13 protein-coding genes and 1 pseudogene are annotated in these 16,655 nt (G+C 29.6%); 1 reads left to right on the forward strand and 13 read right to left on the reverse strand.

The window, feature by feature from the left end; all coding sequences use genetic code 11:
- Positions 1 to 73 precede the first annotated feature (73 nt).
- The 13 genes and pseudogenes from yihA to HGAG_RS05425 form a co-directional block, all read right to left on the reverse strand.
- Positions 74 to 661, reverse strand: coding sequence for a ribosome biogenesis GTP-binding protein YihA/YsxC (yihA, locus tag HGAG_RS05345; RefSeq protein WP_019118222.1), 588 nt, complete (start codon positions 659 to 661; stop codon positions 74 to 76).
- A pseudogene (lon, locus tag HGAG_RS10680) lies at positions 658 to 2,986 on the reverse strand (endopeptidase La). The gene yihA and the pseudogene lon overlap by 4 nt, the downstream one beginning before the upstream one ends.
- A 43-nt stretch (positions 2,987 to 3,029) precedes the next feature.
- The gene (gene clpX / locus HGAG_RS05355) at positions 3,030 to 4,238 is read right to left on the reverse strand and encodes an ATP-dependent Clp protease ATP-binding subunit ClpX (RefSeq protein WP_004838067.1); all 1,209 of its coding nucleotides are present in this window, start codon (positions 4,236 to 4,238) and stop codon (positions 3,030 to 3,032) included.
- Positions 4,239 to 4,240: 2 nt separating this feature from the next.
- Entirely contained in the window at positions 4,241 to 4,828 is a 588-nt protein-coding gene (clpP, locus tag HGAG_RS05360; protein ID WP_004838066.1) for an ATP-dependent Clp endopeptidase proteolytic subunit ClpP, read from the reverse strand.
- A gap of 32 nt (positions 4,829 to 4,860) precedes the next feature.
- Positions 4,861 to 6,195, reverse strand: coding sequence for a trigger factor (tig, locus tag HGAG_RS05365; protein ID WP_019118223.1), 1,335 nt, complete (start codon positions 6,193 to 6,195; stop codon positions 4,861 to 4,863).
- Between the two features lie 49 nt (positions 6,196 to 6,244).
- Positions 6,245 to 7,573, reverse strand: coding sequence for a CCA tRNA nucleotidyltransferase (locus tag HGAG_RS05370; RefSeq protein WP_019118224.1), 1,329 nt, complete (start codon positions 7,571 to 7,573; stop codon positions 6,245 to 6,247).
- Positions 7,573 to 8,505, reverse strand: coding sequence for a CdaR family protein (locus tag HGAG_RS05375; RefSeq protein ID WP_019118225.1), 933 nt, complete (start codon positions 8,503 to 8,505; stop codon positions 7,573 to 7,575). Before HGAG_RS05375 ends, HGAG_RS05370 begins: the two co-directional genes overlap by 1 nt.
- The gene (gene cdaA, locus HGAG_RS05380; protein ID WP_004838061.1) at positions 8,498 to 9,313 is read right to left on the reverse strand and encodes a diadenylate cyclase CdaA; all 816 of its coding nucleotides are present in this window, start codon (positions 9,311 to 9,313) and stop codon (positions 8,498 to 8,500) included. The genes HGAG_RS05375 and cdaA overlap by 8 nt, the downstream gene beginning before the upstream one ends.
- Before the next feature lie 916 nt (positions 9,314 to 10,229).
- Positions 10,230 to 10,739 (reverse strand): RDD family protein, encoded by a 510-nt coding sequence (locus HGAG_RS05395; protein ID WP_019118228.1) that lies wholly within the window; start codon positions 10,737 to 10,739, stop codon positions 10,230 to 10,232.
- A 380-nt stretch (positions 10,740 to 11,119) separates the two neighbouring features.
- Positions 11,120 to 11,914 carry a ZIP family metal transporter gene (locus tag HGAG_RS05410; protein ID WP_019118230.1) on the reverse strand — a complete coding sequence of 265 codons (795 nt, stop codon included), beginning with the start codon at positions 11,912 to 11,914 and terminating at the stop codon, positions 11,120 to 11,122.
- A gap of 19 nt (positions 11,915 to 11,933) precedes the next feature.
- Complete coding sequence (locus HGAG_RS05415) at positions 11,934 to 14,297, reverse strand: glycogen/starch/alpha-glucan phosphorylase (protein WP_019118231.1); 2,364 nt, start codon at positions 14,295 to 14,297, stop codon at positions 11,934 to 11,936.
- A 26-nt stretch (positions 14,298 to 14,323) separates the two neighbouring features.
- Positions 14,324 to 14,938 (reverse strand): hypothetical protein, encoded by a 615-nt coding sequence (locus tag HGAG_RS05420; RefSeq protein ID WP_019118232.1) that lies wholly within the window; start codon positions 14,936 to 14,938, stop codon positions 14,324 to 14,326.
- Entirely contained in the window at positions 14,939 to 16,135 is a 1,197-nt protein-coding gene (locus HGAG_RS05425; RefSeq protein ID WP_004838057.1) for an AI-2E family transporter, read from the reverse strand.
- 101 nt (positions 16,136 to 16,236) lie between these two features.
- Between HGAG_RS05425 and HGAG_RS10685 the strand changes: the two genes are divergently transcribed.
- Positions 16,237 to 16,653 carry a thiamine diphosphokinase gene (locus HGAG_RS10685; protein ID WP_019118233.1) on the forward strand — a complete coding sequence of 139 codons (417 nt, stop codon included), beginning with the start codon at positions 16,237 to 16,239 and terminating at the stop codon, positions 16,651 to 16,653.
- Positions 16,654 to 16,655: the final 2 nt, after the last annotated feature.

Here is a 16,655-nt window from a genome sequence, read left to right on the forward strand (position 1 = left end):
CTTTTGCCATCTTTTTTATTTTAAATTTAAAAAATAAAAAATCCCACTTTCGTGAGATTTTCAAAATTTAAATTTATGAATTTACTATTACTTCAACCTGCTCTAATAAAACATTTTTATTGTGAGAAGTTATTGATGAATAGGCAAAAATCAATCCTTCATCATCAATATTTAAAGTTTTCATTATTTCTTTTATGTGTTTTTTTAAGTGTGTTTTAGGAATTTTATCGTATTTTGTTGCTATAACAAATCCTGTAAAGCCAGAATCTATTATCCAATCATACATTTCTTTATCTTGTTTTGTTGGAGCGTGTCTTATATCTACCAAAAGAAAAACTTCTTTTAAATTTTCTCTTTCATATAAATATTGGTGGATTAAATTATTCCATTTTTCTTTTTCTGTTTTTGAAACTTTTGCATAGCCATAGCCTGGAAGATCTACCAGCCTAAATTTATCGTTTATTTTATAAAAATTTATGGTTTTGGTCTTGCCCGGTTTTGATGAAGTTTTGGCAAGATTTTTTTTATCCAAAAATGAATTTATAAATGAAGATTTTCCCACATTAGATCTTCCTGCAAAGGCAATTTCTTCAAAATTATCATTTGGAAATTGGGAGGGAAATCCTGCAACTTGATCTAAATTTACTGATTTTATTTTCATAGCAAGGCTTCCTTTAAAACTTCTGAAACTCTTGATACCTTTATAAAGTTTATTTTTTCCCTAACTTCCTTGTCAATATCTTCAATATCTTTTTCATTTTCTTTTGGAATAATTACATTTTTTATATCATAAGCATAAGCTGCGAGGGCTTTTTCTTTAAGTCCTCCGATTGGCAAAACTTCTCCTGTGATTGTAACTTCGCCCGTCATTGCAAGATCCGATCTTACTTTTTTTCCTGTAAGAGCTGATGCAATTGCAGTTGTCATTGTAATTCCTGCTGATGGGCCATCTTTTGGAGTTGCTCCTTCTGGAACGTGAACGTGAATGTCTTTATTTTTATAAAAATCTGGATCGATTTCTAATTCTTTTGAATTTTTTCTCAAATATGAAATTGCAGCTTGGGCTGATTCTTTCATTACATCTCCCAAACTTCCTGTAAATAAATTTGCCCCTTTTCCGTCCATGGCATTTACTTCAATTGTTAAAATTGTTCCGCCAACTTGAGTCCAAGCAAGTCCATTTGCAATTCCAATTTTATCTTCTTTGAGTCTTTGGTCTTCAAAAAATCTCTCCTTGCCAAGATATTTCTCATAATTTCTCATAGAAACATTGACCTTCTCTTTTCCTTCAAGAATTTCTTTTACAGCACGTCTACATATTTTTGCAATATTTCTTTCAAGTGACCTTACTCCTGCTTCTCTTGTGTAGGATTTTATGATTTTTTCTATAACTGGATCTGAAATATTCAAATCATCTTTACAAAGACCGTTGTTTTCCATTTCTTTTTTAATCAAATATCTTTTGGCAATTTCTTCCTTTTCTCTTTGAGTGTAACCAGAAATTTCTATAATTTCAAGCCTATCAAAAAGTGCTGGAGGAATATTTGAAATATCATTTGCTGTTGTTATAAAAAATACTTCTGATAAATCAAAACCAATATCAAGATAACGGTCAATAAATTTATCATTTTGTTCAGGATCTAAAACCTCAAGAAGGGCTGATGAAGGATCTCCCCTAAAATCTGAACCCAACTTATCAATTTCATCTAGCAAAAATACTGGATTTTTTACTTTTATTCTTGATATATTTGATAAAACTCTTCCAGCCATAGCCCCAACATAAGTTCTTCTGTGACCTCTTATTTCTGATTCATCAGTCACTCCACCAAGACGCATGGAAATAAATTTACGATTTAAAGCACGAGCAATTGATTTTGCAATAGAAGTTTTTCCAACTCCAGGAGGGCCAGCAAGACAAATTACAGCAGCTTGGTTGTCTCCTTTTTTCTTTCTTACAGCAATTGATTCTAAAATTCTCTCCTTAACTTCCATAAGTCCATAATGGTCTTCATCCAAAACTTTTTTGGCATGAATTATATCCAAATTATCCTTTGATTTTTTGGACCAAGGAAGAGATAAAACAAAATCAAGGTAGGAAGTTATAACCCCATAATCAGGGCTCATTTCAGGAATCATTTCAAGTCTATCAATACTTTTTAATAAAGTTTCCTTATCTTCCTTATCGATTTTTAATTTTTAATTTTTTCCTAAAGGCATCCGCCTCGTTCAAATCTTTTCCTGTCAAATCATTTAATTCATTTTTAACAACATCAAGTTTTTCCCTAAGATAATATTCTTTTTGTCCCTTATTAATATTTTCTTGAACCTTAGAATCTATTTTTTTTGACAAATCTTTTAGTTCAATTTCTTTTTGAATAAGCCTATGAAGATTAATAAGTTTTTCTTCAATATCAAGCTCTTTTAAAAGGGAATAATTTTCTTTTGGACTTAAAGGAAGATAATATGTTATTAAATTTGCAAGTTTATCAATATTTTCAATTTCTACCAAAGAAAAAGCAATTTCTGGTGGAATAGAATTGTCAATTGAAACATAAGATCTAAAATCTTCAACCAACATTTTTTTCAAGGCTTCTATATTTTCGTTACTTTCAAAATTTTCTTCATCGAAAATATATTCTTTAACCTCTGCCTTAAAAAATCCATCTTCAATTTTTACATCCAAAACTTCGCCAACAGATTTTGCTTCAATCAAAACCCTAAGCTCTCCATTTTGCAAATTAAAAGTTTGTTTTATGCTTGCAATTGTTCCATAATCATAAATATCTTCTTTTTTCGGATTATCTTCTAAAATATCTTTTTGATTTACCAAAAAAATTTCAGATTCATTTAACAAAGCATCTTCTACAGCCTTTTTTGAAACTGCTCTTTGGCAATCAAAGTGGACTACTGTATCAGGAAAAGCCCACAAGCCCCTAACAGGAACCATTGGATATTCTTTTGTATCTATTTTATAGATAAAGCTCATTTTATCTCCTTGTAGTAAAAAGGGAGCCCAATGTCTCCCTTTTTTATTTGTATATTAATTTTTTCTTATCTTTTATAGCACCTTTTGATACAATAACTTCTTTTATATGATCTTTTGAAGGAATCTCAAACATTACATCCAAAAGCAAATCTTCCAAAATTGTCCTAAGTCCTCTAGCACCTGTTTCTTGCTTGAAGGCTTTTTCGGCAATTTCTTTGACTGCTTCATCTTCAAAAGTTAATTTTACTCCATCAAGCTCAAATAATTTTTGATATTGTTTTAATAGAGAATTTTTTGGCTCTTGTAAAATTTTTACAAGACTATTTACATCCAAATCTTCAAGTGAAACAACTATTGGAACTCTTCCAATAAATTCTGGAATTAATCCAAATTTCAAAAGATCTTCAGTTGTAACATCTGCCAAAGAAACTTCTTTATTTTCACTATCTTCTGAACCAAAACCAATTGACTTTTTGTTGGTTCTTTGTTTTATTATATCTTTAATTCCATCAAAGGCTCCACCAACAATAAACAAAATATTTGTTGTATCAACTTGGATATATTCTTGGCTTGGATGTTTTCTTCCACCTTGTGGAGGAACATTTGCAACAGTTCCTTCAATTAATTTTAAAAGTGCTTGTTGAACTCCTTCTCCACTAACATCACGAGTAATTGAAGGATTTTCACTTTTTCTAGTTATTTTATCTATTTCATCAATGTAGATTATTCCTGTTTGGGCAAGCTCAATATCATAATCAGCAGCTTGAACTAATTTCAAAATTATATTTTCAACATCTTCTCCAACATATCCTGCTTCAGTCAAACTTGTTGCATCTGCAATTGCAAATGGAACGTTTAATTTCTTGGCAAGAGTTTGAGCAAGAAGAGTTTTTCCAGAACCAGTTGGTCCAAGCATCAAAATATTTGATTTTTGTAGCTCAACATCATCTTTGCTATCATAATTTGAATTTATTCTTTTGTAATGATTATATACTGAAACTGATAGTGTTTTTTTTGCCATTTCTTGTTGGATTACATATTGATCTAAATAATCTTTTATCTCACTTGGTGTGGCAAGATCAATGTCCATGTGGCTGTGTTCAACTAATTCTTCTCTTTGAATAATTGATGAACAAAGCTCAATGCATTCATTACAAATAAAGGCATCTGGTCCTGCAATTAATCTATCAACTTCATCAGCGCTTTTCCCACAAAAGGAACATCTATTTTCTTCAAATTCCATTTTACCCATACTTATTCTATTACCTTGTCTATTAAGCCATATTCTTTTGCTTCATAAGCATCCATAGCAAAATCTCTGTCTGTATCTTTTTGAATTTTTTCAATACTTTGACCAGTATTATCTGCCAAAATTTTATTTAATCTTTTTTTCATTTTTAAAATTTGCTCAGCTTGGATTTGAATATCGCTTGCTTGACCTTGAGCTCCACCTGATGGTTGATGGATTAGGATGTTTGAATTTGGAAGAGAAAATCTCTTTCCCTTTGCTCCAGATGAAAGCAAAACTGCTCCCATTGATGCAGCTTGACCTATACAGATTGTAGATACATCTGGTTTTATATAATTCATTGTGTCATAGATTGCAAGTCCTGCTGTAACTACACCACCTGGCGAATTTATATAAAATTGAATATCCTTATTTGGATCTTGGCTTTCTAAAAATAAGAGTTGAGCAATAATTATATCACTTACTCCATCTTCAACAGGACCTGTTAGAAAAATAATCCTATCTTTTAATAATCTTGAGTAAATATCATAAGCACGCTCGCCCCTATTTGTTTGCTCTATAACTGTAGGAACTAAAAAGTTTTTTGCGTTCATAAAATCTCCTTATCTTTTGGAGTTTATGATTACTAGTCTTCTTTTTCGTCTTCTTTATTTTCTTCTTCTTTTTTAGCTGGAACTAATTTTACATTTTTTTCTAGAAGTTCTACAGCTTTTCTTCTTTTAACATTTTCTATAACTGTATCTCTAGAAACATTCTTTTCGAAGATTTCTTTGAATTTTTCGTAATCGTCTACTCCATATTGTTTAGCGGCATCTTTTATTTCATTTTCTATTTCTTCATCACTTACTTCAATATTTTCTTTCAAAGCAACTTCGTCCATTACAAGATTTGCTTTTACTTTATCTTCTGCAACAGCTCTATATTGATCTCTAATTGCAGACATATCCATTTTTGTCATTTCAATATATTGTTGTAAAGAAATTCCCATTTGACGTAATCTTTGGTCAAGATTTTGCATTTCAAGATCAATTTCTTGGTTTACTAATGGATCTGGAGCGCTTACTTCAGATTTTTCTACCAAAGCTTTGATTGCTTCATTTTGAATTTGATTTTTTACAAATTTTTCTTTATCTTCTTTAAGATTTTTCTTTGTATCTTCTTTTAATTCTTCTAATGTTTCAAATTCAGAAATATCTTTTGCAAATTCATCGTCAATTTCTGGAAGTTCTTTTCTTGAAATTGAATTGATTTCTACTTCAAATCTTGCATCTTTTCCTTGGAATTCTTTTGCTTGATAATCTTCAGGGAAAGTTACATTTACATCAAATTTTTCTCCAACTTTGTGGCCTTCAACTTGTTTTTCAAAATCGCCTACAAATGATTTTGATCCAAGAACTAAATCATGATTTTCAGCTTTTCCGCCTTCAAATCTTTCTCCATCAAGAAAACCATCAAAATCGATATTTACTGTATCTCCATCTTGAGCTTCGCCGTCTTCTATTGGAATAATTCTTGCATTTTCTTCTTGTTGGTGTTTAAGTTCGTGTTCTACATCTTCATCTGTAACTTCTGTTGGGATTTCTGTAACTTCAAGCTCAGAATAATCTCCAAGTGTTGGATGTGGTTTTGTTTCAACTTCTACTTTAAATACAACGTCTTTTCCTTTTTCTATATCGTCAAAATCAACTGATGGTTGATCTATTACTTCAAGATTTAATTCATCAATTGCCTTGTTATAAGGTTCTGGGAAAACTTCTTGAATTGCTTCATCGTAGAATACTTCTACTCCGTACATTTTTTCAATAATTCTTTTTGGAACTTTTCCTTTTCTAAATCCATCTACCCTATATCTAGACTTATTTTTTTTATAAACATTATTAACTGCTTTTTCAAAATCTTCAGCAGCTACTACTAAGTCAAATTTTGCTATATTATTTTCATGTGATTTTAATTCTGTCATCGTTTTGCCTCCTAAAACACTACATACTCATTAGTTTAATATACTACTTCTAATAATTTCTATCAAGATTATTGTATTTATTTTTTATATATTTAACAATTTCACTTTTTTTATTTTCTAATTTTTCATCCATTACCAAATTATAAACTTCATTTAAAATCTCTCCAAGTTTTTTTCCCTCTTTAAATCCCATTTCTATTAAATCATTTCCTGAAAAATCAATTTGATCTTTTTTCCTTGGAGTATTTGAATTTAAAATCTCTTCTAAAAGTATTTTTGCATTTGAAATATTTTCTGTATTATCGTGAACTGTCGAAAGAACATCTGCTTTTTGCAAATCAAACAAATCGTAAATATTTTCATCTCCAACTTTTCTCAAAAGCTTTCTTACAGATTTTTTTGTGTATGTATTGGTATTATCCATGTGCCTTTCTACCAATAGTGATGTGTTTTCTATAAATTTTTTGGAATATTTTAAATCTTTTAGTCTATTTTTAATTATTTCTTTTGATATTTCTTGGTGTCCAAAAAATCTACCCTCTCCATTTTCATCAAGAAAAAATGTATCAATTTTTCCTGTATCGTGAAAAAGCCCTGCCATTCTTGTTTTTAAATTTGCTGGCGTCATATCCAATACTTTCATAGAATGTTCAAATAAATCAAATTTATGGTGGGAGGAATGTTGATTAAAGCCTATCATTTTTTTAACTTCTGGAAATATATATTCCAAAAGACCAAGCTTTTCTAATAATCTAATTCCTTTTGATGGATTTTTAGATAATAAAATTTTATTAATTTCATCCCTAATTCTTTCTTTTGATATTTCTTCTATATTATTTTTCTTATTTTTTATTGCATTTTTAAAATTTTCTTCAATTTCAAAATCCAAAACTGTAGCAAATCTTACTGCTCTTAAAGCTCTTAGATAATCTTCTTCTATTCTTTCGTAAGGATTGCCAACAGCTCTTATTATCTTATCCTTTAAATCTTTTTTCCCATCAAATAAATCTATTATCTTGCCATTTCTTTCTGCCATGGCATTTATGGTAAAATCTCTTCTTTTTAAATCTTCTTCAATTGTATCTGAAAAGGAAATTTTATCAGGATGCCTTTTGTCTTTGTATAGAGATTCAGCCCTAAAACTTGTAATTTCAAATTCTTCGGATTTATAAATAACCTTTATTGTTCCAAATTTTTTCCCTATATCTATTAATTTCATATCAGAAAAAATTTTCATTATTTGTTCTGGTCTAGCTCTTGTTGTCAAATCAATATCGTGGATTTTCTCTCCCAAAAGCTTATCCCTTAGTGCTCCGCCTACAATATAAGTTTCAAAACCAGAATCTTCAAGTCTTTTTACTAAATATTTATAGGACATTAATTTTTCTTTCCTAATTTCACATAGACATTTACAAAATAATCTCCCTCATTTAGCTCGACAGCTTGTGGGATTTCAAGTTCTACTCTTTGTTCAAATTCGTCGTTTTTCAAATTTGATAGGTCGATTTCTCTAGTTTTAATTGCACTTATTTTATCAACAATACTTTTTTCTCCCTTTAATATAACCTTGTTTGGAGAAATTTTACTTTCTTCAATTTGCATATTTTTTGGAAGATTGTCGTAATTTAATTCTACGCCTACTTCCTTACTTTGGAGAACATCAAAAGAAATTGACACATCATTTTGTGACAAGTCTACATTTTCTACAGCTTTTCCATCTTTATCTACAGCTTTTACTCCAATATCATGAATTTTCCCATCAAGATATTCTTCTTCATTTATATTTAGTACAATTTTATCAACCTTATCAACATAATTTCTAAGGCCAGATACAGTGATTTTTTTGGTAGATTGCTCGCTTACATTAATAATTTTTGATTCTTTTAGCCTATCAGAAATTTTTATATCTACAGTCAAATCCTTTTTTACAATTTTTTCCATTTTTAAATTAATGTTTGACGGACTTACACTTTCAATCCTAATTCCTGACGGAACATCAACATTTACATTTAAAGTTTTTATTCCTTCTGTTGGAACGCCCAAATCTATGCTTGCAACCAAATCTTCTGCTGACAATGATGCAAGATCTGATCTTGAACCTTCAACTTTTACATTTACACTTGCCACCTCATCTTTACCAACCAGGGCGTAGCCATCTTTTTGCATTACTTCTTGATTTTTGATTGTTAAAGGAACATTTCTTATAGTTTTTGATAAAGAAGGATTTGTTGAAGTCATTACAAAAGCCCACATAATGACAGCAACAAGAATTGATAAAACAATCAATTTTCTGTCATTTTTATTATTCATTTTCAATCCTCCTTTTAAAATTCAATTTATTCTCATCATCTCTTAGCTCTTTCATAAGCCTATCTTTTAAAGACTCGTCATCAAAATATCTATTTATAACACCATTGCTTACTATAGAAATTGTTCCAGTTTCCTCGCTAACAACAACGACAAGGCAATCACTTTTTTCGCTAATTCCAATAGCTGCTCTGTGACGAGTGCCAAGTTCTTTTGACAAAGTATTATTTGTAGTTAATGGCAAATAACAAGCTGCCGCTTCAATCAAATCATCACGAATTATAACCGCCCCATCATGAAGAGGTGTGTTGGGAATAAAAATATTTATCAAAAGTTCGCTGGAAATTTCAGCAGAAAGATTAGTTCCACTTTCAATAATATCGTTAAGTCCAACTTCTCTTTCAATAACCACCAAAGCACCAATTTTTTGCCTAGACAAGGAGCTCATAGCAGAAACAATTTCATCAATAGATCTTTCATTCTTATTGTAAGAATCACTAACAAAAAAGCTTCGTCCCCTACCAATTCTTTCCAAAGCAGACCTTAATTCTGGTTGAAAAACTACAATTATAAATACCAAAGAAACAGTAAAAAATTGATTCATAAGCCATGAAACAGTATTTAATTTAAAAATATCAGCAATTGATGCAAAGATTAAAACAAAAATAAATCCCTTCATAACTTGCTCAGCTCTAGTATTTTTGAGAAGCTTTAACAATTTATATGCAATAAAAGCAATAAGCGTTATATCAATTATATCTGTAATCCTAATTAGCGATAAATACGCTACAAAATTATCTATGTAAGACATGTCTACCTCCTAAGTCTATTTATATTATATACTTTATTATAAAATTTTGTAGAAAGGAAAGGCTTAAATGAAATAAAATTTAAATTTTTTGAAATTTTTATATTTAAAATTTTTTGGGGGAAATTTTTTTACAAAAAAAATACCAAGTTTTTGACTTGGTATTTTTTTGATTTTTATTTTTTAATTTAAATTGTTTTTTATTTCTTTGTACCTATTTCGCGGGGCATTAGTAGAAATTGTGCCACAGGCACAATTTTTAGCCTAACATACGCTCTTTGGTTGCGTTAAACTTAATTCAATCTTTAATAATTTAAAATTAGAGTTTTACTCTTCGTACTTACTCTGGTTAGTAGTCCGAAGTGGTAAATTTAATATACCAATAAACTTGTAGTGAATTTCAACCCTTTGCCTTATTTGACCGTCTATTTCTTACTTGTCATAGACATATATTTTATCTTTATATTTCTTTTGACCCTTATCTTATCTGTTCTAATTTTTTTATATAAAACTCCTTTCTTGTAATAAAAAAGAGATAACATTTCTGCTATTCCTTTCAAAGTTTCATTGTTAAAATTTATAAAATTCTCTTCAATAATATCTGATATTTCCTTTTGTATAGATTCTATCTTTATATCTATTCCTTTTTATTGCATGATATAATTTTGTATCCCTGATATAATTTTATTTTATTCATTTTTTGCAATATTAGACGTCTGAAATTCGTTCGTAATATTAAGAAATTGATAGTCAAGATTTTCTGCCTGTTTCCGATTAACCTCATCAACACGCTTATCTTTTAATTCTTCCTTACTCTTATAAGACCTCATATATCGACATCCATTTTAATAGTTACCTTCACTATTTTTCATTAAAAATAACTCTCATTTAAATCTCAACTTTTATTTTCTAATCATTCCTATTGATTTTGTACTTGTGTATTTGCCAATAAATCACCCAAATGTCTTTTATCATTACGTATAATACCCATTAATAATAGCAGCACAGCAAATCCGATACCTATAAAAAACAACACGATAGCCCATACATCAAAGCCAGTATAAATTCCATGAATCGTACTCATATGTCCTATTTGCCATGGTAAAAATTTGATTAAGTTTCTTATAAAGCTTGATTTTAAAGATTTATGTTTATAGACGACTTTTAACCCCGCTTTGCGTTTACCAAGACTGCCCTCTTTTGAATAATCCAAATAAGAAAAAATCAAAATAATCGGAATAACTGATGTTAATAAGGCAATTAATTGTGATTGTAGTTCGTTCATTTTTGGGATTCCTTTAAAAAACAGATGATAAACTGCCATGCTTACTCCAAATAAAAATGCTAAATACAAAAGAATAAGTAAATAATCAAAAAACAATTCTTTCATTCGTTTTTTTAATGATATTGGATTATTATTCATAAGCATAATTTATTTATCCTTTCAGTGTCAAAAGCTTTCTTTATCTCATTTTTTAATTCCTTCTTGCTTTCATAATATCTCATATGCCGACCTCCGCGGGATGCTTGTAAAAAATGTGCCACAGGCACAATTTCTAGCCCAAGCACGCTATTTAACCGCGTTAAACTTAATTGATTTTCTTACTATTTTAAAACTAAATTTTTATTCTTCGATTTTACTCCGCGGGGCATTAGTAGAAATTGTGCCACAGGCACAATTTCTAGCCTAACATACGCTCTTTGGTCGCGTTAAACTTAATTTGGTTTTTTACTTTTTTAAAACTTAATTTTAATTCTTCGTACTTACTCCGCGGCATGCTTGTAAAAAATGTGCCACCGGCACATTTTTTAGCCAAGCATGACATCCAGGATCATCATTACTGAAAAGCCTACTGAAAACCAAATTACTCCTAGGTTTGAATGATCTTCGCCTTCGCCTGTTGCTTCTGGTATTAATTCTTCTACTACTACGTAAAACATCGCTCCGGCTGCAAAGCTTAAAAGATATGGCAAAATTGGAATCATTATTTGGGATAATAATATTGTAAGAACTGCTGCTACCGGCTCTACTGCTCCTGATAAAACTCCCATTATAAATGATTTATTTTTTCCTATTCCTTGACTTTTTAATGGCATAGAAATTATTGCTCCTTCTGGAAAATTTTGAATTGCTATTCCAAGTGAAAGCACCATTGCTCCTGCCATTGTTAAACCTGTATTTCCTGACAAAACTCCTGCAAATGTTACTCCTACTGCCATTCCTTCTGGAATATTGTGAATTACAACTGCAAGTACCATCATTGTTGTTTTTCTTAAGGAATCATTTTTTGGTCCTTCTGCCACATCGCTATCAACGTGTTGATGGGGAACTACATTATCTAAAAATAATAAAAATATAATTCCAACGGCAAATCCTACCACAGCAGGAATCCACGCCATTTTTCCTAGCTTTTGATCTACCATATCCATTGCTGGTATTAAAAGCGACCAAATACTTGCCGCAACCATTACGCCTGCGGCAAAGCCTGATAGGGATTTTTGAATTTTACTTGATAATTCGTTTTTCATTAAATAGACCATAGCCGACCCAAGGCTTGTGCCTATAAATGGAATTAGTAATCCTATTACTAAATCTTTGCTCATTTTTCTCTCTTTCTATTTTTTATAATTTCCAAATATCTTTTGCATATTCAAGAATTGTTCTGTCTGATGAAAAATATCCTGCGTTTGCAATATTTTTTAGGCTCTTTCTTGCCCATGTTAATCTATCTGAATATTCTTTATTTATTTTTTCGTGTGTTTTTTTGTAATCTTCAAAATCTTTTAAGACAAAATATGTGTCAGCTTTTTCTCCACCTTGTGGATTTATTAGACAATTGTAAATATCTAGGAACATATATGAGTCATTATCGTTTAACTCTCCTGATAAAAGTGTATCTACTGCATCTTTGATGTCTTCATTTTTGTAATAAAATTCTTTTGGATTATAGGAATCATAAATTTCATTTAATTCTTCAACTTTTGCTCCGAATAAATAATTATTTTCAACTCCTGCATTTTCAAAAATTTCTATATTTGCTCCATCATAAGTTCCAAGGGTCAAGGCTCCATTCAGCATAAATTTCATATTGCCTGTTCCTGAAGCTTCTTTCCCTGCTGTTGAAATTTGCTCTGAAATATCTGCTGCTGGGAAGAGTTTTTCGCCGTAGCTTACCCTATAATTATTTACAAATACTACTTTTATTTTGTCATTTACTTCTTCATCGTTATTTATAACTCTTGCAATTTCGTTTGCAAGTTTTATTATTGCTTTTGCTCTAAAATATCCTGGTGCTGCTTTTCCTCCAAGAATAAATGTTGTTGGGTAGAAATCCATATCAGGATTTTTCTTTAATTTGTGATATAAATTTATAATGTGAAGAAGATTTAAATGTTGTCTTTTGTATTCGTGAATTCTTTTTACTTGTATATCAAAAATTGAATTTGGATTTATACTTATTCCTTCATTTTCCAAAATATATTTTGCCAACTCTTTTTTATTTTCAAATTTAATTTGATTAATTTCTTCTAGAGTTTTTTCATCGTCTAGGTATTTTTCTAGGTCTTTTAATTTTGTAAGATCGTATTTCCAATCATCGCTTCCTAATTTTTCTGTGATGAAATTTGATAATTTTATATTTGAATATACTAGCCATCTTCTTGGTGTAATGCCATTTGTTTTATTGTTGAATTTTTCTGGCATTAATTTATACCAATTTTTAAAGGTATCGTCTTTTAAAATTTGTGTGTGAAGTTTTGCAACTCCATTTACAGACTTACTCATTACTATTGCAAGATTTGCCATTCTCACTTGGTCAAATCTTATAATTCTATAAGGATCGATAGCTTCTTCTGAAAGTCCTTTTTCTTTAAATTCTTTTACTAAATTTTCATTTAATTTTTTAATTATATCAAAACATCTTGGACATACTTCAAGCATTATATCTTTTGGCCAAGATTCTAGAGCCTCTTGTAAAACTGTGTGGTTTGTAAATGCAAATGTATTTTTTGTTATTTCTACAGCCCTTTCAAATTCAATTCCATTTTCATCGACTAAAACTCTTATAAGCTCTGGTATGGCAATAATTGGATGGGTGTCATTTAATTGGATTATGTGATATTTTGAAAAATCTTCAAATTGTAAATCGTGGTCAAAATATCTTTTGTATTTTGAAACCATATCTTGAATTGATGCTGAGCAGAAGAAATATTGTTGTTTTAACCTTAAAACTCTTCCTTCTCTTTGCATGTCATTTGGATATAAAACTCTGGTTATATCTTCAGCCCTATTTTTTTCTTCAACTGCCTTATCATATTGAAAATTATTAAAATATGAAAAATCAAATTCTTCAAATGGTTCTGCTTGCCAAAGTCTTAATGTATTTACTTGTTCATTTTCAAAACCTAGCATTGGCATATCGTAAGGAACTGCTTTTACAGTTTGGTCTCTAAATTTTACAATTTTTGAATCGGATTCAACTCTTATTGACCAGCCATCGCCATCTTTTATCCAATGATCGCCACCTTCAACTTGAAAGCCGTTTTCTATTTTTTGTTTGAAAAGTCCTTCTCTGTATCTTACTCCGTATCCATACATATCAAGCTTTTGGGTTGCCGCTGAATCCATAAAACAAGCTGCAAGTCTACCAAGACCACCATTTCCAAGAGCAGCATCATCTTCAAAATTTTCTATTGATTCAAAATCAATGTCAATCTCACTTAAAATTTCTTTTACTTCATCATAAATTCCAAGATTAATTAAATTATTTCCAAGAGATCTTCCTACCAAAAATTCCGCAGAAAAATAATAGGCTTTTCTTGATCTTCTTGTCCTATTTTTGCAATTTCTCCATTCTTGATTGATAAGCTCCATTATTGTATCGCAAAGAGCAAAATATCTGTCCTTGTCTGAAGTTTCTGCAAAATTTTTTAGTGTAATTCTCTGTAAATTTTCGATATAACTTTCCATAAATTTGTTTTTGTTCATTTTTTCTCTCCTATATTTTAAATTTTTTATATATTATCTTTTTCAAAATAAATAAAACCAGTATATGTTCTATTTTGTTCCAAAAATTCTTTTAATGAAATCTTATAAACTTCTCCCCATGATGAGATTGTAAGTTTATAATCATCTTCGCATTTTTCTATTTCTGTAATTGTAACTCCATGATGTTTCATCACCCTAATCGACCTACTGACCCAATTAAAAAATATAACTGGCAGATCTTTTCCTATGGCTTGGAAAATAAAATTTGCAATCTCTTCCATTGATTTTCTTTTTATTGGATTATCTTCTAATATGTGTGATTTTAATTTCAAATGGTAGGATTTTCTAAATTTATTTAATTTGAAATCCAAAAGCCTTGCCGTTGGCACTCCATAAACTCTTGGTTTTATAATTTGAAAAAACCAATATTGGTAATCATTAAATTGATCTAGGCTAAATTTTTCATCTTTTCTGTAGAGATATAGGTAAGTGTTTGTAAATGCCGTAACTACACAAGACCTATCCCTATAAAATTTACTCACTCCTACTTCTTTTAAGTCATTTTGGTAGCCACCATAGTAAATTTTATTATTTTTAATTACTGGAACAAATTCGCCTTTTTTAGATCTTTTTAATTTCATCTATTTTTCTTCCTTTTTGTAGTGAACTTTTTCTGATAATTCTTTAATTTCATTTTCTGAAATTTCTTTTTTTGCCAAAGTCTTATCCATTTTTTCATTCATCAAAGTGTACAAAATTGATGCAATTGGAATTGATACAAGCATACCAACAATTCCAAACAAACTTCCACCAATAGCTATAGATACAATTACCCAAATTGATGGAAGACCTATAGTTTTTCCAGCCAAAGCCGGATAAATTATTGAGCCTTGAACTTGTTGGGCTATTAATAAAAATATTAAAAATACCAAAGACTTAAATGGTGATTCTATAAAAATTAAAATCATCATTATGACAGTTGCAATAAGTGGTCCAACATAAGGAATAAAATCTGCTATTGCAACCAATATTGCAGCCATAGCCGCAAAAGGAATTTTTAAAATTAACATACCAACAAAAACCAAAATTCCAAGTATCAAACTAGAAAGAGCTTTGGAATTAATATAAGATGCAAATGAAGAATAAGAAAGACTTGCCACCTTGTTAATTTCATCAGCAGTACTCCTTTTAAATAAGGAATAAATAATTCTATTAGCTAAAATTTTCAAATCTTTTTTATTAATCAATACAAATACCGAAAATATTGTAGCAGCAGCTATGGTTATAATAGTTGATGATACAGAATTTATAATTGAAGTTGTTTTATCAAAAATATTTCCCGCCTCTCCAACAAAATAATCCTTAACTTGAACTAAGACATTGTTCCAATCAACACTATTTATATATTTTTGAGCATCATCGGCAAAATTTTTTGTTAATTTATTTTTATTTAATAAATCTATCAAATCATCTAAAAATAACGGAAATCTTTCAATAAGAGCAGTTACCGCCTTAGATATTCTTGGAATTAATACATTCAAAAATATTACAATACCCAAAATAAATAAAATCCAAGAAGATATAAGTGAAAAAACTGGAACTAACTTTTTTGTCTTTTCTGTTTTAAAAATTTTAGAATACACTTTTCTTTCAAAGAAATTCATAGGCAAATTAATAATAAAAGCCAGCATAAATCCAATCAAAAAAGGTTGTATTACAGCAATAAATACCGTCAAGCCATTCTTAACATTTTCAATATACCAAAATGCAAAAAATACCAAAATAGATATAAGAATAACTTTTAGTAATTGTGAATTCTTTTCATCTAATTTTTTCATTAAAGTTTCCCTTCTCCCTATTAATCATTTACCTATATTCTACCATAGAAATTTTTCATCTTCCATTTTATAATAATGATATAATAAGCTTGAGGTGGATTATGAAAAAATGTTATATATTTGCCGGCGGAGATTTCGACGGATTTTTTGATAAAATAGGAAAAGATGATTACGTAATAGGAGCAGATAAAGGCTATACATATATAGAAAAAATCGGAATAAAAATAGATACAATAATCGGAGATTTCGATTCAGCACAACAACCAGATTTTGAAAATAAAATTACATTAAAACCCGAAAAAGACGAAACCGATTTGTACGCTGCGATAAATTTTGCAATAAAAAAAGGCTACAAAAAAATAATTGTCTATGGAGGACTTGGCGGAAGAATTTCCCACACTATTGCAAATATAAAAATAATGGAAGAATTTAAGAAAAAAGGAATTGATATAGAATTAAAAAATAAAAATCAAAAATTATTTGTAATAGATAAAAATTTTCAAGAAAAAAACAAATAGAA

Source organism: Anaerococcus obesiensis ph10 (assembly GCF_000311745.1).
In the GTDB taxonomy this organism is placed as follows: domain Bacteria; phylum Bacillota; class Clostridia; order Tissierellales; family Peptoniphilaceae; genus Anaerococcus; species Anaerococcus vaginalis.